The organism is Atlantibacter sp. RC6 (assembly GCF_014193285.1).
GTDB lineage: Bacteria > Pseudomonadota > Gammaproteobacteria > Enterobacterales > Enterobacteriaceae > Atlantibacter.
This window is the reverse complement of the sequence record NZ_JACHZE010000004.1, coordinates 193,271-214,584: the sequence shown is the minus strand read 5'-3', so window position 1 is coordinate 214,584 and position 21,314 is coordinate 193,271. Positions and strand designations below refer to the sequence as shown.

The window sequence follows — 21,314 nt, the reverse complement described above, 5'->3', positions numbered from 1 at the left end:
GCCATACCCTTAAGATCCCATCTGGAAACGTTCTTCATGCTTAGCTATCGCCACAGCTTCCACGCCGGTAACCACGCCGATGTGCTGAAGCACACTGTACAAAGCCTTATCATTGAATCCCTTAAAGAAAAAGAGAAACCGTTTCTCTATCTGGATACCCATGCGGGGGCAGGGCGCTATCAGTTAAGCAGCGAACATGCGGAGCGTACCGGTGAATATCTGGAAGGCATCGCGCGCATCTGGCAGCAGGATGATTTGCCTGCGGAGCTGGAGCCGTACATCAGCGCGGTGGAGCATTTCAACCGTGGCGGGCAACTGCGTTACTACCCTGGCTCCCCGCTGATCGCGCGCCAGCTGCTGCGCCCGCAGGACAGCATGCAACTGACCGAGCTGCACCCCAGCGATTTCCCGCTGCTGCGCGCGGAATTTCAGAAAGACGACCGCGCTACCGTCAGCCGTTCCGACGGCTATCAGCAGTTGAAAGCCAAACTGCCGCCGGTATCGCGCCGTGGGTTGATTCTTATCGATCCGCCCTATGAAATGAAAACCGACTATCAGGCGGTGGTCACCGGGATTAAAGAAGGTTACAACCGCTTTGCGACCGGCGTGTACGCGCTGTGGTATCCGGTGGTGCTGCGCCAGCAGATCAAACGCATGGTTCATGCGCTGGAAGAAACAGGTATTCGGCGCATTCTGCAAATTGAACTGGCGGTGCTGCCAGACAGCGATCGGCGCGGTATGACCGCGTCGGGGATGATTGTGATCAACCCGCCGTGGAAGCTGGAACAGCAGATGAACAGCGTGCTGCCCTGGCTGCACAAAAAGCTGGTGCCTGCGGGAACCGGCCACGCCACCGTTAGCTGGATCGTGCCGGAATAATCGCAGCCATTGATGGAACCTATTGATTTCAGGTATACAATCGCGGCAATCAGACATTAAGGACCAGAATAATGACCAGACATTACGACTACCTCGCGATCGGCGGCGGCAGCGGCGGTATTGCCTCCATTAACCGGGCGGCCATGTACGGGAAGAAGTGCGCGCTGATTGAAGCCAAAGAGCTGGGCGGCACCTGCGTCAACGTCGGTTGCGTGCCGAAAAAAGTGATGTGGCATGCGGCGCAAATCGCGGAAGCTATCCATTTGTACGGCCCGGATTACGGTTTCGATACCACCGTGAATCATTTCGACTGGAAAAAACTGGTCGCCAGCCGTACCGCTTATATCGACCGCATTCATACCTCTTATGAGACGGTGCTGAAGAAAAACATTGTCGATGTGATCCGGGGTTTTGCGCGTTTTGTGGATGCGCATACCGTGGAAGTGAATGGTGAAACCATTACCGCGGACCATATCCTGATCGCAACTGGCGGCCGTCCGTCTATTCCGTCGATTCCCGGCGCGGAATACGGTATTGATTCCGATGGCTTCTTTGAACTGGACGCTATGCCAAAACGCGTTGCGGTGGTGGGAGCAGGTTACATCGCCGTTGAAATTGCCGGGGTGGTTAACGCGCTGGGCGCGGATACCCATCTGTTTGTGCGTAAACACGCGCCGCTGCGTAACTTTGATCCGCTGATCGTCGAGACGCTGGTGGAAGTGATCAATACCGAAGGCCCGACGCTGCACACGCAGGCGATCCCGAAAGCGGTAGTGAAAAACGCCGACGGCAGCCTGACGCTGCAACTGGAAGATGGCCGTAGCGAAACCGTTGATTGTCTGATTTGGGCGATTGGCCGCGAACCGGCGAACGACACGTTCAACCTGGAAGTAACAGGCGTTAAAACCAACGAAAAAGGCTATATCGTCGTCGATAAGTTCCAGAATACCAACGTTGACGGGATTTACGCGGTAGGCGACAACACCGGCGCGGTGGAACTGACGCCCGTGGCCGTTGCTGCCGGTCGCCGTCTCTCCGAGCGCCTGTTTAACAACAAGCCGGAAGAGCATCTGGATTACACCAACGTCCCGACCGTGGTGTTCAGCCACCCGCCGATCGGCACCGTAGGCCTGACCGAACCGCAGGCGCGCGAGCAGTACGGCGATGACCAGGTGAAAGTGTATAAATCGTCGTTCACCGCGATGTATACCGCCGTGACTTCGCACCGCCAGCCGTGCCGCATGAAATTAGTGTGCGTCGGCCCGGAAGAGAAAATCGTCGGCATTCACGGGATTGGCTTCGGGATGGATGAGATCCTGCAAGGCTTCGCGGTGGCGCTGAAAATGGGCGCGACCAAGAAAGACTTCGACAACACCGTGGCGATCCACCCGACGGCGGCGGAAGAGTTTGTGACGATGCGTTAATTCGCTGCCTGTGTTGTTGAGAACAGTGCCCACCTTAATGGTGGGCATTTTTGTTCTCAACGCCCCGCCCGCGTAAACTGTTGCTCCAGCATCTCTCTCCCCCACTGGTCGCCCTGCCATTCGCGGGCAAGCTGGAATCCAAACGACTCATACAGCCGACGCGCTGCATCAAGCCCGTTGAACGTCCAGAGTTGCGTGGCGGCGAACCCCTGAGCGTCGCAAAAATCCATCGCTTCACTCAGTAACCGACGGCCCATGCCGCTGCCGCGACAGTCGTCGTCGAGGATAAACCAGCGCAGGTGCGCTTCGTTATTACCCAGGTCCTCGCCGTCGATAGCAACCGACCCGACAATCCGCCCGTGATGCTTCACCAACCAGATCTGATTGCATGGCTTGTCCAGCCGCGTGCAAAACTCCGCCAGACCCGATGCGACCTTGCCTTCAAAGAAGTGCCCGAAATCATAATGTTTAGCGTAATAACTGCCGTGCATTTCGCTAATGCGGCCAATCATGCCGGGATGATACCCGGTGACAATTTCAAACGGGCTCGCCTCGCTAACGCGTGCGCCGTTTCGGCAGGCTTCCAGCGCCCGGGCATAGGCCGCCAGCCCACGGGCCACGGACTGTTGCTGTGACGGGTTAAGCTGCTCCAGCGCCTCGACCACCCGCATCGCGCCGTACTGGTTGATCCGGGCGACGCTTTCCCGCCCTTTTTCAGTGAGTTGCAGCTGCTTGACCCGCCCGTCCTGCGCCGACGGTGTCTCCTGCAACTCACCGGCGGCGATCAGTTTGCTGACCATCCGGCTGACGCTGGATTTTTCCAGCCCAAGGATTTGCACCAGTTGCGCAGCGGTAAGCGCGCCGTGGGCATCAATTTCCACCAGCGTATGAACGGCGGAAGGGGAATAGTCCGTGGCGGCAAGCGTGGTATTCATAAAGCCCAGCTCGCGAACCATCAGGCGCGAGGAGACACGAATATCGTTGATAATGGCAGAGTCGATCATGGCAGCATCTGAGAGCAGTAAATGGTTGTACAATGCAACCATTTGTTTGGATCGCTGTCAACATTTCATCCTGAGGGATACGTGGCGATGCATTTCCACTGTTCCCCCTCCACCCGATACACCGATTGCGTCAGCCCGGCCATAACCCACACCTGATACCCTTCTTCAGGGCAGATGATCCACACGCACAGCCCGCAGCCGCTACGCAGCTGGCGCGGGATATCCGTTACCCGAAACTCGGCCCCTGCCGCCTGTAGCGCCCGGCGGGTTTTCACCACGCCGAGGGTACTGTGGAACAGAAACAGGTATTCAGTCATCGGCGTTTCCCCGGCTGCTGGCCGATCAGCGCCGCGCCTACCGCCCCGGCATACTGGGCGTCGGGGTGGGTTTGCACCGTCATGCCCACATGCTCCGTCAGCTTTTCGACAAACACCGCACAGTGGCTGACGCCGCCGGTAAACAGCACCGGACCCTGTGCCGACAGCCTGCTGATAAAGTTTGCGCTGCGGCGCGCCATGGCGTTGACGATGCCCGCCAGAATAGCTTGCGGGGCGACACCCGCCGAACGCAGGCTGATAACTTCTGATTCCGCGAATACCGTACACATGCTGGTGATGGCGTGTGGCTCTACACCCTGGGTAATCGCGTCGAGCTGGTCAACGCTCGCGCCCAGGGTGCGGGAGATCACCTCCAGAAACCGCCCGGTACCGGCGGCGCATTTGTCGTTCATCAGAAAGTCGGTCAGATTGCCCTGTTCGTCGAGCTGGATCACTTTGCTGTCCTGGCCGCCGATGTCGATCACCGTGCGGGTCTCCGGCACTAACAGGCGCGCCCCCAGGCCGTGGCAGGAAATCTCCGTGACCTGTTTATCGGCAAAATCCACCAGCTGCCGTCCATAGCCGGTGAGCGTGAGGAAAGGGCGCTCATCCAGCCCGGCGCTGAGATTTTGCCAGGCGTCGCGGATCGCCGTGTCCGGGCGGAAAGGCGTCGGGCACAGGAAGCGGCGCACAATCACGCCGTCCTGCAACAAGACGCCTTTGGTAGTGGTCGAACCGGAATCAATACCTACTGATACAGCCACAACCGCTCCTTAAAGCATCTCGATAAAGGCCGCCACGCGGGTGCTGAGTTGACCGATATCTGATGTTGAGTAATCGGTCTCGATAGCGATATACGGGATGTTGTGGTTTTCACGCACGTGGCGCTTGATGGCCAGCGATTCCACGGCATAGGTGTGGCAGGCCTGCAAAATCACATCCACCACGCCGTCGGCCTGGTACTCTTCCACCATCTCACTAAGCAGTTTCAGGCGCTGATCGTTAGGAGAAATGCAGGAACAGCCGATCGCCAGATATTTGTCGGTGAGCGCGTCATAAACATCGCCCGTCTCATCCACGCAGTGTTCGGTGGCTTTCGCGCCGGTGCAGTTTTCAAAACCCACCACCCAACCGCCGTTCTCCTCAATGGCGCGCACCACTTTTTCCGCCGCGCCGCCGATGGGGCAGCCGGTGATCAGAATACGCGGGCGGGCTTCCAGCCGTTTGCCGTCCTGCCACTGCTGGCGCACGCGGGCCGCCATCTCGTTCAGTTCGTCGATCAGCGCGGGTTTGTCGAAGCGGAAGGTCGCGCCGTACACCACTTTAAGGATATCCATGCCGCTAAGAGCAGGCGGGTTAAGCTGCCCGACGTGGTAAAAATTGGCAGTCGCGCGGCGCTCCTGGTTTTTCAGCGCAATGGCCTCGCGCAGTGCCTGCTCGGTAATGGTTGCGCCAAAGCGCTGTTCAACCGCCTGTTTCAGGCGATGGATTTCCGCTTTCCACAACGCGCGGGACGCGGCATCGACGGCACTGTTCGGGAGTTGCATCACATGCACGGCCTTAAAATCGGCCATGTATTCGTACATCTTTTTCTTACCGTCGCAGGTGGTTTCACCCACCACCAGGTCGGAGAAATAGAAGTAGGGGCATTTGTCGGTTTTCCCGAAACCGTAGCTGCTTTTTATCAGCGGGCACAGGTTGCGCGGCAGATCTTTTTCGGCTTCTTCGATGGTTTCGTCAGAGGTGGAGCACAGCGAAACAACTACCGCGCCGGCAGCCATCGGGATCTCCTGGGGCATAAAGGTGCAATAGGTTCCAACCAGCGGAACGCCTTGCTCTTTGAGATCCATGACGGTGATAAAACCTTTCTGGCGGGCTTCTGAGAACTGATCGAAAATGGCGGGTAATTCAGTGATAAGAGACATATTTTTCCTTCCCCGTTACACGGGCGAGAGTAAAATTGGCTCCGCATTATAGACACACTGAATGAATGGATTTGTTGATCTCTGGCGGGTATAGCGCACTCGGGTGGGGGAGGTCGTGACGGCTCTGTGAGCCGTCACCTGTTATGTTATTTCTTCGGTTTTTTCACCGGAGATTTGCTGGCTGCGGCTTCATTTTCGATCGGCGGAACCGAACCGAGATCGGTGCCGGTCACCGGGTTAACCGACGGATCGGACGCGGTACGCGCAATCATGCTATCCAGATTGGCTTTCTGCGAGGCAGGCAGTTGAACGCTTGCCAGGCCATCGCCGCCATCTACGGCCGGTTGCGGATCGGCGACATAGGTGAAGTTCTCGTCAGAGTTCCAGCTGCCGCGCATGTCGTCGCCTTCAGACATATTGAAGTAAACGTTGGAGTATTGTTCGATCGGCGGCAACTTCCCGGCCGGGAAATTATTGCGAATCGAATACAACGCTTTCTCAAATGAAATCTGGTGCGCCACTTCACGGGTCATCAGGAAGCCCAGCGCATCTTTTACGCCAACGTCGTCGGTCAGGTTAATCAAACGCTCATAGATAATTTTGGCGCGGGCTTCAGCCGCAATGTTGGAGCGCAAATCTGCGGTGACTTCGCCGATGGTATCGATGTAAGCCGCGGTCCAGGGCACGCCCGCTGAGTTGACCAACGCCGGGCCGCCGCCATACAGCAGCGAGGTAAGATGGCTGTCGTTGCCGTTGCCAGTGATGGTGCGATAGAGCTCGCCCTCTTTTTCAGTGCCTTCGGCCAGGTCGCCTTTAGCACCTTTATTAAGCATCCCCACCAGTGAACCGATGATCTCCAGATGGCTCAGCTCCTCGGTGGCGATATCCATCAGCATATCTTTACGGCCCGGATCGTCATCTCCCAGCCCCTGAGTAAAGTAGCGGCACGCCGCCGCCAGCTCACCCTGCGGGCCGCCAAACTGTTCGAGCAGCAGGTTCGCCAGGCCGGGATTCGGTTCTGAAACGCGTACTGTGTACTGTAGTTTTTTGACATGTCTGAACATAGCTCACTCCGCAAAAGTAAAAGGCACTAAAATGCCCGCCTGGGTGGCGGGCATCTGGTATGCATAAGAAGGGATTATTTTTTGGCTTCGACGCCAGGGGCGGCGTCCCGCACCAGGAATTGCTCGGTAACATCGGGAATATGATTTAACGCCCACTCCGCCATGGCGATTTCCTGCTCGCGGATCTGTTCAAAGATGCGCGCGCCTTCCTGGTCACCGACCAGTTGCGCCGCCGCAATCAGCGAGGTGTAGCAAGCGACTTCAAAGTGTTCAAAGGCATAGCTGCTGATCGCGCCTTTCACCACTTCGTCATCGGCAAACATACCGCCCATCGCCTGACCGGTCGCTGCCATCTTGCCCATGACATCTTTGAAGGTGGAGTTGGATGTGTTGTGACGATCGATAACGGACTGAATCAGCGTTTGTTGCTGGCGAGTTTCTTCAATGTGCTGCTCAATGCGTGCTTTCAAATCCGGATAGTGCTCCAGACGTCCGGCCATTTTCTCAAGCATGGATTCAGCCTGTTTCTCCATCGCATGCGCATCTCTTACCCAGTCCAGATAGTTTTCTTCGTAAGTCGTTGCCATGATTATTCCTCTTAGATTAAACACCTTATCGAAAATCTCCCGGCGCGTTTTCGACACCCATGTTGCTGGTCGAAAATAACGGTCGGCGTATTCTCCGTTCCGTTCTGCAATAACAGAACCACCCACGGATAAATATCAGGTCTTCGATTTCGCGGTAGTTTTCTCAGACCGTAACCCATCGTTTTTTAATGAAAAATAATGAGTATTATCGTCGTGCCAGTTTTTTCTCTGGCCTGCATAAGGATAGACGCCAATGTCATATTGATCCTCGCCTGTGGTCAATTAGAATAGTTTCAGGATTTTTCTTAGAAGCGCTGAAATAAATATTTACAGTCCGCCTACATGCCGTTTTCTCGGCTTTGTCGCTGATAATATTTTATATATTTCGCTGATGCCGTTTTTCTGAAAGCGAAGCGGTAAATAAATTGTGTGTACAAAAATAAATTTCGAATTGGGCTTTTTGTCTGGCGCAGAAAATAACGGAAACCGGATCGGTAAAAATAGTGAAAACCCGGCGGCGAGATCAACCTCGTTTGAAAACCGGGTTTATATGATATATCGAGGCGCGGCGGGGGGATAAAAGCGCAAAATCAACACGGCGTTTACCTTGCTGCTATGAAATTTTTCGGATTATCGCCGATAATACTGACTTCATAAAACCAACGAGACGACCCTATGAAAGGCACACTCTCACCGTTTACGCATCAGGCCATTTCCTTTGCCATCTGGATGCTGATTTATTATCTGTCTGGCCTGATTTCGCTTCAGCTTGATGATCCGAGCCTGGATTTTTCCATCGTCTGGTTCCCGGCGGGCGTGGCGACGGCCGCGTTCCTGTGCGCGCCATGGCGGCAGTGGTGGCTGTTTCTCGCCGGTTTTGTGGCGCTCAATCTGCTGCTCAACAACACCACCACGGTGAACTTCCCCACCAACCTGATGTTCGCCGTGTTATCCATGCCGTCCACCATGGCTATCGCCTGGCTTGTCAGGCGGCTATCGCGCGAAGGCGACGACCTGCACCAAATTGTGATGTGGCTGGTGATGACGGTGCTGGTAAGCGTGGTGGACGCGCTGGTGCTGTCGTCCGGGCTGTGGTTCTTCCGCAATGAATCCTTTACCGGCACCTTCTGGCCGGGATTAATTGCCGACATCACCGGTATTTTCTTTGCCACCACGATTATTATGGGCTTCCTGAATAATCATCTGCGCACTGAAGGCATGCACCGCAGAATAGTGATTGCCGGGTGTTTTGTCTGGGTGCTGCTGATCCTGATTACCACCTGGATATTCAGCGATTCGGTGAAATATGTCACCGATGCGTTCAACGCTCACCGCTACGATGTGCTGCGTTTTGCCGCAGCCTGTATTCCTATCGTATTAACGGTGGCGCTGGCGATATTGTGGGGCAACCGGGGCGGCTCTTTTGCGTTATTAACCCTCGGCGCGATTGTTATCTGGTTTTCGATCCAAAAAATGGGTCCGTTCTTTATTAAAGGGCTGCGCACCGGCGAGCCGCTGCTGATTGCCCAGTGTTATTTAACCGCGACGGCGCTATTAATGGTGTTTATTCGGGTATTAACCCGCAGCGCCCAGCGGCTGGATAATCGCACCGGCGTACAAAGCGCGCGCGATGCGATTTATCAACTGAATCTGGTTACCGGGCAGTTGTACTGGGATCACACCCTGGATGTGCTTGACGACATCGCCACCGATGAACTGACCGATAAAGAAAAAATGCTGGCGCGCGTTCATCCGGACGATCGCGAGAAATTCCAGCGCCAGTGGCGCGATATCGGGCAGGCGCATAAGCTGCCGACGATCTCATTTCGCTTTAAAGATAAAAACGATCGCTGGGTGACCATCACCGATAGCGGCAACGTGCTGATTAATCATCAGGCGCAACCCATCATTATTGGCAACTGGCGAATCAGTGGCACCACCACATTCAGTTAAGCGCAGAGAGGCGGAGAGTCGTTATGTTACAAATCGCATTATTGCTTTTCGGTGCTCAATTTGTCCGTGATAAAGCCAAATATCTTTGGATTAGCGGCTTATTGTGGGGTATCGCAGGCGTATTAATCTTTATTGACGGCTTTGACGGCCAAACCTATTTCCCGTTGAAAACCTTTGGCATCGTATTGCTATTAGAAAGCCTGATCACCCTGAGCGTGGCGGCAAGCGGGATCGGCGCGCAAAAAGCGGTGCTTTATTTTAAAGGCGGCGTGTTTTTCTTCGTCTCGTTAATTATGCTGGTGGACGCCCGCTACAGTAATATTCTGCTGTCGGTGATTTTCGGCTTCTCGTATTTCGTAATCGGCCTGTTCGTGATTGCCTCCGCCTGGGTGGTGCGTTTCCCGCGTTGGCGCACGTCGCTGATTATGGGCTGCCTGCAAATTGCTTTTGCCGGGTTTTTAATCACCCATTCCAGCGCGACGGTGTCGTTTTTCCTGGGCGTATTAATGATCGCGGGCAGCATTAACACGCTGCGTGTGGCGATGCGGGCAAGGCAGTTGAAAAATGCCACCTCGGTGTTCCAGTTGATGGTGCCGCGTGAATTTGCCAAAGGCTTTACCACCAAAGTGAAAGGCAGCCCGGCACCGGATAAGGTCGCCGAGACGGTGACGCCAGCGCTGGAATTTACCTCGCCGTTGACGGTGCATATCTGGACGCCGGAAGGTTCCGCCAATGAACCGGCGGTGCCGCGCCCGGTGATCAACCGCTATATTGCCGCCGTGGATGCCCACGGCGTGATCTCGACCGGCCATGCGGCGCTGGAGGCCTCGCCCCATGTTTACGTGAGCCTGTACCCGGCGGAGGATATCGACCGCTCGCCGTCCGAGTTTTTCCGCCTGCTGAAAGCCACCCACGACAACGATATCGCCGGGAAATATCAGCCGGATTACGCGACTGAATCCAGTAACTGGTGCCATTCCGATAAAAAAATCCATTTCCACGGTTTTAACGGCGAGGCGCTGCACCGCTTCTGGACGAACTATCGAAAAGATGAAATTTATAATCTGACCTACCGCAACTGCTCAAGCAGCGTGGCGTATTCGCTGGAGGCCGCCCTCGATGGGGTGTTAGCCAACCGGCGGGGCAGCTGGCTGGCCACCCTGAAAGTGTTGTTTATGCCGGAGCTGTGGATTGCGTCGCAGGTGCGTAAAAGAGCCTTAACCATGGCCTGGACGCCGGGCCTGGTGATGGATTATGCCCGTGCGCTGAGCGCCATCGTGCATCCGGTTCCCCAGCCCTGGTATAAACGCATGCCGTGGAAATGGCGTTCCACGGCGCGGGACCAGGCGAGTTAAAACGACCAAACCAGCCCGGATTCAATATCAGCGAGGACGTTATCGTCCACCATTGGGCTGTGGCGAATGGTGGAGGGCAGGAAGGTGATACGCGGTTGCAGGTAAAAATGCAGATTATCGGTCACCTTCCAGTCTGCCGCCACCGCCAGCCAGGGCGCGAAGGCGTCATGCGGCGACCAGGCGTCCAGGCCGGATTTTGCGGACTCCCGCTCGCTGATACCGTAGTAATAGCGCGCCAGCTTGTCGCTATACCAGTCGACACCCGCCTGCGGGTAAATCGTTACCGGCTCGGCAACGATCTGCCCGGCCCAGGCTAACGTCGCCATCAGGCCATTGCTGGTATTGAGCGTGTCGCCAGAAAATTCCCCGCGAAACGCGCCGATGTCGGTGATGCGTTGATAGCTGACCCCGGCCATCATGGTGCTGTGACGGCTGTTCAACTGGCGGATTGCCCACTGGCGGGCGTTATCCGGATCGAATTCCACATCCAGATACCAGACGCGCGCTTTGAATTCATTTTTGTCGTCATTAACGAAATAGACGCCCGCTTCGGTGCCGTCCAGATAAACAATCTTATTGTCATAGCCCAGATAGGGGATAAGCGAATAGTCGGTTTTATAGCTTTTATAGGGGTTGAACTGCGCTTCCCCTTCGACGCCCAGGCCAATCTCCGCCGCCATGGCTCCGCTCAGCGGTAGCCATAGCGCCATCCCGATGGCAGCACTCTTTCTCATCGTGTTGAATCCTTTATTGTTATGGCTCACAGAAGCCTGGCCTTATCCGTTGTGAATAATCATCATTGAGGGGGCCGGTAACGGGCGCGACTTTGCTGTTGGCCCGTAACGCTTCAATGGTTAAGGTGTTGTCGAGCAACCCTAAATCGTAGCAATACCGATCGACATGGCCGCTAAACAGCACCATCCAGTTGTATTTGAAATCAGGCGCGGCTTTACGGCTGTGGCGTAAGATATTGGTGGTACAGTTATTTCTCAGCGTGTTGTAAAACTCATCGTTATTTTTCAGGCTGTTAATCCGCGCGGCATAATCTAAAAAAACCTGCCTGCATACCTCTTTGGTCACGTTAACCCGGTAAATATAGACGTCCTCTTTACGGACATTGGCCCGAATCCCGATTAAATCTCTTTCATCCGCGACCACGTAAATGAGTTCGTAAGCGTTGAAGAACCCTTTCCAGGTAGAATAATTTTGTGAAGCCCGACGTCGGGTTTCAATGGAAATCGCCACATAGTCGCCACTGGAAAAACCAAAAGAAAGAAACACATGAGCAATATGTCGGCTGGACCAGTAAGAGATAACCAGATCGACACTGGCGATATCATCCAGATTGAGCGTCTTGTCCTGCCATTCAAAATGCAGCGTATTATCGATCATCGAGGCATTGCGAAAGTTCCTGATGGTAAAGCTATTGTTTTGCCCAAACAGGATTTCCGGTTTTTCTTCATAACCGGGGAACCAGTGGATCTTGTTGTTATCCCGAAAGAATAACCGTTTAACCACCCCGCGCTCCTTATTTTTAACGCTATATTGATAATTGGTTGATAAATTCAGGCGTAAGCTTCAATCATTAAGCAAGCCCGCTACCCAATGGTGATCGTGATGAATCGTAATAACCGTAAAGTTAACCCATTTACTAAACCTAAATTTCTGGTGCTGATGGCGTGCATTTATTTTGTCATCATCCTGGGCTGTGACTATCTTTCTGAAATTGTACAGAAAAATATGGGCTATGCGCTGAATCCGCATATCGTTGCGCCATTGGTTATCGCCCTGGTGTCCTGGTTTGCCTACAAAGCCGTGACCGCCAAAAAAGCATCATAGCGTAAAGGAGAAAGAAAATGATCTTCTGAAAGAATACGTTTGATATCAACCTCCCGAGTTAAAGATAGCCCGTCATCGCCTGAAGCCTGACGGGCTATTTTATTATCAGCAATGGTCTGCCAGATATATTATATTTCATTAAAAATAATCTCCTCAGCGCAATGACTTTTTGTCAAATAAAACGGTATTTGTTACGCTACCTGAGCCTCATTCTTCTGACATGCTGTCTTTTATAAGGCCACCACAATGCGAAAAATAACCTCGTCGTTAATTATGCTGCTGGGTCTTTGTTCTTTTGGCAGTTATGGGCAATTAATTGAAATGAAAACAGAACGGCTGACGCCGCTGGACGTTTCCACCATCAAAATTGTCTATAATACCCCCGTCACTAATGCCAGTATCGCCGACTTAATGAAAGCGCTGGATGGCGTTACCATGAATTACCCGAACACCAAACAGGTCAGTCTGTATATCAATAGCCCCGGTGGGGATATGGATGCCGGTTATGCGGGATATGAAGCCATTAAAAACTTTTCATTGCCGATTGAAACCGTAAACCTGTCGCAAGTCGCCTCTGCCGCTACCCTGCTGTATTGCGCGGCGACAAACCGCCGCAGTATGCCTGATGCGCTGTTTCTTCTGCATCCTGCTGCGCTGACCATGCACAATGTTTCTGGCGATTTGAAGCCTAACGATATTAAAACGCTCAGCCAGTCGCTTTCCATGGGTAACAACTTCTTCGCCTCGATTTATAAAACCTGTACTAAATATGATGAAGCGGAGCTGGATACGATTTTATCCAGCGAAGCGAATCGCAAACTGTTGTATTACAAAGAGGCGCAAACCGAGGGGTTAATTACCCAGACGGCGACCGATATGAAACCCACCGACGTGGCGTACTACATTAATTAGCCGCCAGACCCCGTACCCCATGCGCGCTGCGCGCGGCGCGCACCCCATCCAGCACTGCGGCGGCCATCACGTCCGCCGCCAGCATCCCAACGATGTTAACGCTGGTATCCACGCCGCCGGTCGTGGCGGCAAACAGCGTATCGCCGTCGCTCAGGGTGTGCACCGGGTAAATGGTGCGCGCCAGGCCATCATGGGCCATTTGCGCCACTTTCTGCATCTGGCTTTTGGTGAAGGCGGCGTTACAACAGATAATCCCGATGGTGGTGTTGGTGCCTGCGCTGAAGTGACTGTCGCGGTTGTTGAGTACGCTGGCCGGTAAATCCAGCAGCTTGCCCTGCGCATCGCAGGCACCGGCGATAGTTTGCCCGGTATGCGGATCGCGAATTTCGCCAACCGCATTAACCGCTACCATCGCCGCGACGATCAATCCATCCGGCCCGGTTGCCGACGCCGTACCCAGGCCGCCCTTCATGGCTTTTTCCATCCCCATCATTTTGCCGATGGTCGCCCCGACGCCTGCGCCAGTATTGCCGGACGGGAACGGTTTTTCCGATGCGGCATTCACCGCGCGGTAACCCATCTGCGCATCGGGCCGTACCGCCGGGTCGCCGAAAGTTAAATCAAACAGCACCGCCGCCGGAACGATGGGCACTACCGTCACGCCGACATCAAAGCCGATTTTGCGCTGCTCCAGCCATTGCATCACGCCAGAAGCGGCATCCAGCCCGAAGGCGCTGCCGCCGCTCAGCACCACCGCGTGAACCTTGTCGATCAGATTCGTGGGATTGAGCAGATCGGTTTCGCGGGTGCCGGGAGCCGCACCGCGAACATCCACGCCGCACACCGCGCCGTCTTCAAACAGCACCACGCTGCAGCCGGTCTGTTTTAGCGCATCTGCGGCGTGGCCGACTTTAACTCCGGGGACATCAACAAGGCTGCCGTGTGCGTTTTGCATTTGCCTACCCTCCGGCTAATTGATTTCGCTATAGATCGCTTTCTGGATCGCCGCCCATTTTTCATCGCTTTTATCGCGGGTAGCGGCGGCGCGCGCCTGGGCCTGGGCCGCATCACTGGCCTGGCGCTTCACCACGGCGGGCGTGGTGCAGAACGCTTTCAAATACGTTTTACGAATTGCGGTGAATGGCTGCCCCTGCGACAGCGCGTGTCCGAGATTCGCGATCATCCGCCGACAGGGTTTAGGCTCGTTCATTTGCACACGATAGCTTAGCAGCAGATCCAGCACCTTATGTTGCTTGCTCGCCAGCGCCTGTTCGGTCCAGGAGACTTTCCATTCCATACCAGCCTGTAAAAATAATCGGGCTATACGGTCATCATCGCGGTCAATTGCGGAGCGAAAATGGTTTTCATCCCAGGCGATACCCAGACGATTTAATTGCTGGCGCGGCGTGCTCTCGCGCGCGTCGAGGGGTTCTACGGGGGCGGCATAAGCCACCGGTTGGCTTGCCGCCACGGGTTTGCGGGTCTGGTTTACCAGGTGCAGCCCACCCACGGCAATCGCCACCGCGACCAGCCCCACCGCGCTCCATAAAACGCCAACCACCAATTGTTCGCGCTGTTCGCGGGTGCGCGGCGGCTTGTGGCGTGGTGACTCGATCACATCGCGGATCTCGAAAATATCGCCGCTCATCGCCTGATGTTTTTGTGCGGCATCGGCAAACCAGGCCTCAAGCTCGTTATCATCACAGGCGTTGAAGCTGGCCGGATTTACCGGGGTTTTCCCCTGCACATGGTGTTGCTGTAGGGGCGCGGTGATGGCGGCGGAGTAATTCTCCAGCAGCGTCATCTGCACCGGGGAAAGCGGCTGCTGGCCCAGCGCGTGGTTGCGGATCAGACGCACATCGTCCAGAAACGTCAGCAGGGATTTACGCGGTTCAATCAGGAAACTTAACGCGCCGCTTTCCGGAAAATGGGCGGCGTAATGTTTGGCGAATTCTTTTTTATCCACTACCAACTGCGCCAGTTCGCTGAACTGCATGCCGCTGAGAATGTCGCCCGGTTTGGCGAATTTGAGCCAGCGCCGCACTTTGTTGGCCCCAAAGAGCAGCTTGAGATGGTTCACCAACGTGACCTCATCCGGCCAGGCCTCACGGATAAGCCCTGTCAGTGTTAACTCCAGGCTACGCAGTTGAACGCGCGCGGCGCGCGGCTGCGGCGGCTGGCTGAGCGCCAGTTCCGTGTTGTAATGCAGCAACGGTTGACGCAGGCGAACCCGTTCCAGCGTCGCGACAAAACGCAGCGCGGCAATCAGCGCCGTGGCGCTGACTTCAGCCCCGCTTTCATACTGCGGCACCAGCTGCTGGAGGTGGCGCAACTGGAGGGTAAACTGCGACAGCTCGGCATCGTTAATATGCAGCCGCTTTGCCACCAGACCCCAACTGCCGAGATGCTGGCGGGCATTATCCATCTGCTGTAAAAACCATTGCGGATCTTTGGCTTCCGCAACCGGGTTGCCGAGCAGCGAGAGGATGGCTTTTGACGCCTCACGGATCGCCTGCAAGGCCGCTTCGAATTGTTCTCTTGCGATAAGCTGTGCTGAACGAGTCATGGTTATCCTTACACTCGTTAATGCGCGACGCCGCTCTGTCCGGCATAGCGCCTGATTATTATGATTATGTATATTGTTGTGTTGAGACTTTCTGACAGTTAACTCAAAGATAGACCATTCACTCGTCATACCATCGGGCGAAAAGTGTTCCATATATTCTTTAATTAACAGGAGCCCGTGTGCAACCGGCAGACTACGTAACTTCAACCCGCATCACTTACCAGCAAATCACTCCGGAAGACTGGTCTTTTTTTGTCGCGCTGCAGCGCGATCCGCGTATTGCCCGCTATCTGGCATCGTCTCACGATGATGAGGCCCTGCGCGCCGCGTTTGACAGCCGATTGCCGCGATGGGAGCCGGGCAGCCGTCACTGGCTGTGCCTGGTGATGCGCGAAAAGCGCAGCGGTGAGCCGTTCGGCGTGACGGGGTTTATCGATCGCGGCGACGGGATTGCGGAAGTCGGGTATCTGCTGGCGACACGGGTGCATGGGCAGGGGCTGGGCTATGAGTCGTTGCAGGCGGTTTGCGACTACGGGTTTCAAATCTGCGGCTACCGGAAACTGGTGGCTACGGTGACGGTTGGCAATGAGCCGTCGAAGCGGGTGCTGGAAAAGGCCGGGTTTGTGCTGGAAGGGACGCTGCGGGAAAACTACTTTCTCGACGAGCGCTGGCAGGACGACTGGCTGTTCGGCCTGCTGGCGCGGGAATTCACGCCGGGCTGATGCCGCCCGGCGGTTAGCCATCAGATATACATTCCGCCTGACACTTCAATGCGCTGGGCATTCATCCAGCCGAGGCCGTCGCTCAGCAGCGCGGCGATGGCTTCGCCAATATCATCCGGCAGACCCACACGGCCTAAAGCGGTTTGCGCCGCGATAGCCTTGTTCAGTTCAGCGTTATCGCGCACGGCACCGCCGCCGAAGTCGGTTTCAATCGCGCCCGGGGCGATGATATTGGCGGAGATGCCGCGTGCGCCCAGCTCTTTGGCCTGATAGTGAGTAAGCACTTCCATCGCACCTTTCATGGCGGCGTAGGCCGAATAGCCCGGCAGGGCAAAACGCGTCAGGCCGCTGGAAACGTTCAGGATACGTCCGCCATTTTTCATCAGCGGCAACAGGTGCTGAGTTAAAAAGAATGGCCCTTTGAAGTGAATGTTCACTAACTGGTCGAATTGCGCCTCGGTAATATCGGTAAACGGCGCGTTAATACCGATCCCGGCATTGTTCACTAAATAATCAAAGTTGTCGCGCTGCCAGACGTGTTTAAGCTGTTGCTTCACTTCACTGGCGAAGGCGGCAAAGCTCTCGCTTTCGGCGACGTTAAGCTGTAATGCCAGCGCTTTCACGCCTTTTCTCTCAATTTCGCGCACCACTTCATCCGCGTCTTCACGCTTGCTGTTGTAGGTGAGGATAATAGCAATTCCCTTCTCAGCCAGCTTTAGCGCTGCGTTTTTCCCAAGGCCGCGGCTGCCGCCGGTCACAATTGCGATACGTTGCGTCATAAAAAACCTCGTCTGCGTTATCAGGGTGGTTGAGGGAAAGCTTATTAGCTGCTATGAAATCAATAAAGATGCCGCGCTGCGCATCACTGTTTCATTAATAACAACAATAAGCCCAACCGATGGATAAAATTCACGCAATGCAGTTGTTCATTCGGGTGGCGGATCTGGAGAGTTTTTCCCAGGCCGCGCAAACACTCGGACTCCCTAAAGGTAGCGTATCGCGCCAAATCCAGGCGCTGGAAAATGCGTTAGGCACGCGGTTGCTGCACCGCACCACGCGGCGGGTGCAGCTCACCCAGGACGGTATGGTCTATTACGAGCGCTGCCGCGATTTGCTGGCCAATCTGGAGGAGCTTGACGGGCTATTCCTGCACGATCCTTCCAGCGTCAGCGGGCGCTTACGCGTGGATATGCCGGTAGGTATTGCTAAAAATTTAGTGATGCCGAAACTACCCGCGTTCTTGCAACAGTATCCGGGGATTGAACTGGAGCTGAGCAGCAGCGACCGGCTGGTGGACGTGGTGCGCGAAGGGTTCGACTGCGTGGTGCGCGTCGGGCATCTGAAAGATTCGGGCCTGGTGGCGCGCCCGCTCGGCAAACTCACTGTCGTAAACTGCGCCAGTCCGGGCTATCTGGAACGTTTTGGCTTTCCGGAACGGCTGGAGGATTTAGAAGCCCACGCCGTGGTGCACTATTCCACGCATTTCGGCAGCCGCCCCCAGGGTTTTGAATACGCGATAGATAAGCAAACCCACTGGATAAAAACCGGCGGCATCTTAACGGTCAACAGCACCGAAACCTACCAGGCGGCGGCGCTGACCGGGCTGGGCATTATCCAGGTGCCGCGCGTGGGGATCAAAGAGGCACTACGCAGCGGGACACTGATTGAAATCCTGCCCCAGTACCGGCCGGAACCGATGCCGGTTTCGCTGCTTTACCCGCATCGCCGTAATCTGTCACGGCGGGTGCATTTGTTTATGGAATGGTTAGGCGGCGTGATGAAAGGTTACGTTGATTAACGTAAGTCTATACTTTTCCCATGACGTTTATCACTGACAAGGAATTGCGTGCAATGACAACACCGGAGAACACCCCGAAACGGCCAACCAACGATCTGGATTATAAGCCGGTGCCACAGCTGGATACCCGCTCTGAAGAGGCGAAAAAAGATCAGCCTGAACAGGGTGATAACCATGAAAAAGGCGAAGGGGCGATTGCGAAGGTCACCGAGACGGTGGAAAAACTGGAGCGCCGCCCGATGATTGCCCACCTGATTCGGGCCACGGAGCGTTTTAATGACCGGCTCGGCAACCAGTTCGGCGCGGCGATAACCTATTTCTCTTTCTTATCAATGATCCCGATTTTGATGGTGTCCTTTGCGGCGGCAGGCTTTATCCTGGCGTCGCACCCGACGCTGTTGCAGGACATCTTCAATAAAATCCTGATGAACGTCAGCGACCAGACGCTGGCGACCACGCTGAAAAGCACCATCAACACCGCCGTACAGCAGCGCACCACTGTGGGCATCGTCGGTCTCGCCGTGGCGCTCTATTCCGGGGTGAACTGGATGGGCAACCTGCGCGAGGCGATCCGCGCCCAGTCGCGTGATGTCTGGGAGCGCACCGCCCAGGATGAAGAGAAGTGGTGGGCCAAATATCTGCGGGATTTTGTGTCGCTGATTGGCCTGCTGGTGGCGCTGATCATCACCATTTCCATCACCTCCGTGGCAGGCTCGGCCCAGGAAATGATTATCCGCTGGCTGTATCTCGACTATATCCCGTGGCTGAAGCCGGTCTGGCAGCTAATTGGCCTGGCGATCTCTATGTGCGCCAACTTCCTGCTGTTCTTTTGGATTTTCTGGCGATTGCCGCGCCACCGCCCGCGTAAAAAAGCGCTGATCCGCGGCAGTATTCTGGCCGCCGTGGGTTTTGAGGTCATTAAAATCATTATGACCTGGACGCTGCCGTCGCTGATGACGTCTCCTTCCGGCGCGGCATTTGGCTCCGTACTGGGGATTATGGCGTTCTTCTACTTCTTTGCCCGTCTGACGCTGTTCTGCGCGGCCTGGATCGCCACTGCGGAGTACAAAGACGACAAGCGGATGCCGGGTAAATCCCACCGTTAATCGGGCCGGGCTGAAGTAAAACGCAAAAAACTTCAGCCCGGGCCAGCGTTTTAGACGATAAATCCATTCCGTAACTTTTCTTTAACCATTTTCTGGTGTTTTCTGCTAATTTAAAATTTGTGTGAAGCATTTCATAGAAGTGAAATTGCGAGCATGAAAATTATCCTCTTTTTGCCGCTTTTCTGAACAACTTCACGTTTTGTGGCGCATTGAAATGTGGCTTTTGCTATGCGTAATATGGAATTTCGTTTCACATAAATAAGAAAAATATATGCAAGCATCCATCACCACATCCGTTGATCACGACGCGCCTCCGGTTAACTCGCGCAGTAAAGTGGTTGTCGCCTCGCTCATTGGCACCGCCATTGAGTTTTTCGACTTCTACATTTATGCCACTGCGGCGGTTATTGTTTTCCCTCATATTTTCTTCCCGCAGGGCGACCCGACTGCCGCCACGCTACAGTCGCTGGCAACCTTCGCCATCGCGTTTGTGGCGCGTCCTATCGGTTCCGCCGTGTTTGGGCACTTTGGCGATCGCGTCGGGCGTAAAGCCACGCTGGTGGCCTCGCTGTTAACCATGGGTATTTCCACGGTGGTGATCGGCTTGTTGCCGGGCTACGAAACCATTGGCATATTCGCGCCGCTGTTGCTGGCGCTGGCGCGTTTCGGCCAGGGGCTGGGTCTGGGCGGCGAATGGGGCGGGGCAGCGCTGCTGGCTACCGAGAACGCGCCTGCCGGTAAACGCGCGTTGTATGGTTCCTTCCCGCAACTGGGCGCGCCGATCGGCTTTTTCTTCGCTAACGGCACCTTCCTGCTGCTGTCGTGGATTTTGACCGACGAGCAGTTTATGTCCTGGGGCTGGCGCGTGCCGTTCGTGTTCTCTGCGGTACTGGTGCTGATTGGCCTGTATGTGCGCGTTTCTCTGCACGAAACGCCGGTGTTCGCGAAGATTGCCAAAGCCAACAAACAGGTGAAAGTGCCCTTGGGTACGCTGCTGACCAAACATCTGCGCGTCACCATTCTCGGCACCTTTATTATGCTGGCGACCTATACGCTGTTCTATATCATGACGGTGTATTCCATGACCTTCAGCACCGCGGCGGCCCCGAATGGCCTGGGCTTCCCGCGTAACGAAGTGCTGTGGATGCTGATGATGGCGGTGATCGGCTTTGGCGTGATGGTGCCGATTGCCGGCGTGCTGGCGGATAAATTTGGCCGCCGTAAGAGCATGATCGTGATTACCACGCTGATTATTCTGTTTGCGCTGTTCGTGTTCCCGCCGCTGTTGCAGTCCGGCAACCCGGCTATGGTGATGGCGTACCTGCTGATTGGCCTGAGCATTATGGGCCTGACTTTCGGCCCGATGGGCGCGTTGCTGCCGGAGTTGTTCCCGACCGAAGTGCGTTATACCGGCGCGTCGTTCTCGTATAACGTGGCGTCGATCCTTGGCGCTTCCGTTGCGCCCTATATCGCCACCTGGTTACAGGCGAACTATGGGCTTTTCTACGTGGGTGTTTATCTGGCGTCAATGGCGGCGCTGACGCTGATTGCGTTGCTGCTGACCCATGAGACAAAGCATCAGGCGCTGTAAGCTCACTACCCAGCCTGAACACAGGCTGGGTAATTGCGACGCCTAAGGTAATATCATTAACAGGTTCCGTCATCGTAAACGGTGTTTACCTGGCTTTTTGATATTACCTTACCGTTGCTCTCAGTATATAAATCCCAGACGTTATCTTTCGCGCTTGCGCTCAACCGGTAACTTTCTTTGTGACCCAATAATCTGTATCCAACAAAATTTCTGTTAACCCCGGCATTAAGGGATTCCGCCTTCCCACTGATTTGAATGGATTGGTATGTATC

Annotated in this window: 21 protein-coding genes; 10 read left to right on the top strand and 11 right to left on the bottom strand. The window is 55.1% G+C overall.

Annotated elements, in window-relative coordinates; all coding sequences use genetic code 11:
- Positions 1 to 36 precede the first annotated feature (36 nt).
- Entirely contained in the window at positions 37 to 879 is an 843-nt protein-coding gene (locus FHW74_RS11440; protein ID WP_183170552.1) for a 23S rRNA (adenine(2030)-N(6))-methyltransferase RlmJ, read from the top strand.
- Between the two features lie 71 nt (positions 880 to 950).
- A complete protein-coding gene (gene gorA, locus FHW74_RS11435) occupies positions 951 to 2,303 on the top strand; it encodes a glutathione-disulfide reductase (protein WP_183170551.1) in 1,353 nt (450 codons plus the stop codon).
- Positions 2,304 to 2,359: 56 nt separating this feature from the next.
- Here gorA and FHW74_RS11430 read toward each other — a convergent pair whose 3' ends face one another.
- From FHW74_RS11430 to FHW74_RS11405, 6 genes are all read right to left on the bottom strand, one after another.
- Positions 2,360 to 3,307, bottom strand: coding sequence for a bifunctional helix-turn-helix transcriptional regulator/GNAT family N-acetyltransferase (locus tag FHW74_RS11430; RefSeq protein WP_183170550.1), 948 nt, complete (start codon positions 3,305 to 3,307; stop codon positions 2,360 to 2,362).
- Between the two features lie 65 nt (positions 3,308 to 3,372).
- On the bottom strand, positions 3,373 to 3,624 hold the full coding sequence (locus tag FHW74_RS11425; RefSeq protein WP_183170549.1) for a DUF3343 domain-containing protein: 252 nt from the start codon (positions 3,622 to 3,624) through the stop codon (positions 3,373 to 3,375).
- Positions 3,621 to 4,388, bottom strand: coding sequence for a putative 2-hydroxyacyl-CoA dehydratase activator YjiL (yjiL, locus tag FHW74_RS11420; protein WP_183170548.1), 768 nt, complete (start codon positions 4,386 to 4,388; stop codon positions 3,621 to 3,623). Before yjiL ends, FHW74_RS11425 begins: the two co-directional genes overlap by 4 nt.
- A 9-nt stretch (positions 4,389 to 4,397) precedes the next feature.
- Positions 4,398 to 5,549 carry a double-cubane-cluster-containing anaerobic reductase gene (locus FHW74_RS11415; RefSeq protein WP_183170547.1) on the bottom strand — a complete coding sequence of 384 codons (1,152 nt, stop codon included), beginning with the start codon at positions 5,547 to 5,549 and terminating at the stop codon, positions 4,398 to 4,400.
- A gap of 146 nt (positions 5,550 to 5,695) precedes the next feature.
- Positions 5,696 to 6,613, bottom strand: a complete 918-nt coding sequence (locus FHW74_RS11410; RefSeq protein WP_183170546.1) for a manganese catalase family protein — start codon at positions 6,611 to 6,613, stop codon at positions 5,696 to 5,698.
- A gap of 74 nt (positions 6,614 to 6,687) precedes the next feature.
- Positions 6,688 to 7,200, bottom strand: a complete 513-nt coding sequence (locus FHW74_RS11405; RefSeq protein WP_183170545.1) for a ferritin-like domain-containing protein — start codon at positions 7,198 to 7,200, stop codon at positions 6,688 to 6,690.
- A gap of 675 nt (positions 7,201 to 7,875) precedes the next feature.
- Between FHW74_RS11405 and FHW74_RS11400 the strand changes: the two genes are divergently transcribed.
- Both FHW74_RS11400 and FHW74_RS11395 read left to right on the top strand, forming a co-directional pair.
- Positions 7,876 to 9,153, top strand: a complete 1,278-nt coding sequence (locus FHW74_RS11400) for an MASE1 domain-containing protein (protein ID WP_183170544.1) — start codon at positions 7,876 to 7,878, stop codon at positions 9,151 to 9,153.
- Positions 9,154 to 9,176: 23 nt separating this feature from the next.
- On the top strand, positions 9,177 to 10,508 hold the full coding sequence (locus tag FHW74_RS11395; RefSeq protein ID WP_183170543.1) for an HdeD family acid-resistance protein: 1,332 nt from the start codon (positions 9,177 to 9,179) through the stop codon (positions 10,506 to 10,508).
- Here FHW74_RS11395 and FHW74_RS11390 read toward each other — a convergent pair.
- Together FHW74_RS11390 and FHW74_RS11385 are read right to left on the bottom strand one after the other, a co-directional pair.
- A complete protein-coding gene (locus tag FHW74_RS11390) occupies positions 10,505 to 11,242 on the bottom strand; it encodes a MipA/OmpV family protein (protein ID WP_183170542.1) in 738 nt (245 codons plus the stop codon). The genes FHW74_RS11395 and FHW74_RS11390 overlap by 4 nt on opposite strands.
- A 19-nt stretch (positions 11,243 to 11,261) precedes the next feature.
- On the bottom strand, positions 11,262 to 12,026 hold the full coding sequence (locus tag FHW74_RS11385; RefSeq protein WP_183170541.1) for a DUF4105 domain-containing protein: 765 nt from the start codon (positions 12,024 to 12,026) through the stop codon (positions 11,262 to 11,264).
- A gap of 99 nt (positions 12,027 to 12,125) precedes the next feature.
- Between FHW74_RS11385 and FHW74_RS11380 the strand changes: the two genes are divergently transcribed.
- The gene (locus FHW74_RS11380; RefSeq protein WP_183170540.1) at positions 12,126 to 12,347 is read left to right on the top strand and encodes a hypothetical protein; all 222 of its coding nucleotides are present in this window, start codon (positions 12,126 to 12,128) and stop codon (positions 12,345 to 12,347) included.
- A 246-nt stretch (positions 12,348 to 12,593) separates the two neighbouring features.
- Positions 12,594 to 13,259: an ATP-dependent Clp protease proteolytic subunit gene (locus tag FHW74_RS11375; RefSeq protein ID WP_183170539.1), complete on the top strand. Its 666-nt coding sequence runs from the start codon at positions 12,594 to 12,596 to the stop codon at positions 13,257 to 13,259.
- Here FHW74_RS11375 and FHW74_RS11370 read toward each other — a convergent pair.
- Together FHW74_RS11370 and FHW74_RS11365 are read right to left on the bottom strand one after the other, a co-directional pair.
- Positions 13,252 to 14,214, bottom strand: coding sequence for a P1 family peptidase (locus FHW74_RS11370; RefSeq protein WP_183170538.1), 963 nt, complete (start codon positions 14,212 to 14,214; stop codon positions 13,252 to 13,254). The genes FHW74_RS11375 and FHW74_RS11370 overlap by 8 nt on opposite strands.
- Positions 14,215 to 14,229: 15 nt before the next feature.
- Complete coding sequence (locus FHW74_RS11365; protein ID WP_183170537.1) at positions 14,230 to 15,825, bottom strand: STY4199 family HEPN domain-containing protein; 1,596 nt, start codon at positions 15,823 to 15,825, stop codon at positions 14,230 to 14,232.
- 179 nt (positions 15,826 to 16,004) lie between these two features.
- On the opposite strand from FHW74_RS11365, the gene FHW74_RS11360 reads away from it, so the two are divergent.
- On the top strand, positions 16,005 to 16,547 hold the full coding sequence (locus FHW74_RS11360; RefSeq protein ID WP_183170536.1) for a GNAT family N-acetyltransferase: 543 nt from the start codon (positions 16,005 to 16,007) through the stop codon (positions 16,545 to 16,547).
- A gap of 20 nt (positions 16,548 to 16,567) precedes the next feature.
- Here the strand turns inward: FHW74_RS11360 and FHW74_RS11355 are convergent, their stop codons facing one another.
- The gene (locus FHW74_RS11355) at positions 16,568 to 17,326 is read right to left on the bottom strand and encodes an SDR family NAD(P)-dependent oxidoreductase (protein ID WP_183170535.1); all 759 of its coding nucleotides are present in this window, start codon (positions 17,324 to 17,326) and stop codon (positions 16,568 to 16,570) included.
- A gap of 119 nt (positions 17,327 to 17,445) precedes the next feature.
- Between FHW74_RS11355 and FHW74_RS11350 the strand changes: the two genes are divergently transcribed.
- From FHW74_RS11350 to FHW74_RS11340, 3 genes are all read left to right on the top strand, one after another.
- A complete protein-coding gene (locus FHW74_RS11350) occupies positions 17,446 to 18,345 on the top strand; it encodes a LysR family transcriptional regulator (RefSeq protein ID WP_183170534.1) in 900 nt (299 codons plus the stop codon).
- Between the two features lie 53 nt (positions 18,346 to 18,398).
- Positions 18,399 to 19,451: an inner membrane protein YhjD gene (gene yhjD / locus FHW74_RS11345; RefSeq protein ID WP_183170533.1), complete on the top strand. Its 1,053-nt coding sequence runs from the start codon at positions 18,399 to 18,401 to the stop codon at positions 19,449 to 19,451.
- Positions 19,452 to 19,722: 271 nt separating this feature from the next.
- A complete protein-coding gene (locus FHW74_RS11340) occupies positions 19,723 to 21,042 on the top strand; it encodes an MFS transporter (RefSeq protein WP_183170532.1) in 1,320 nt (439 codons plus the stop codon).
- Positions 21,043 to 21,314 lie beyond the last annotated feature (272 nt).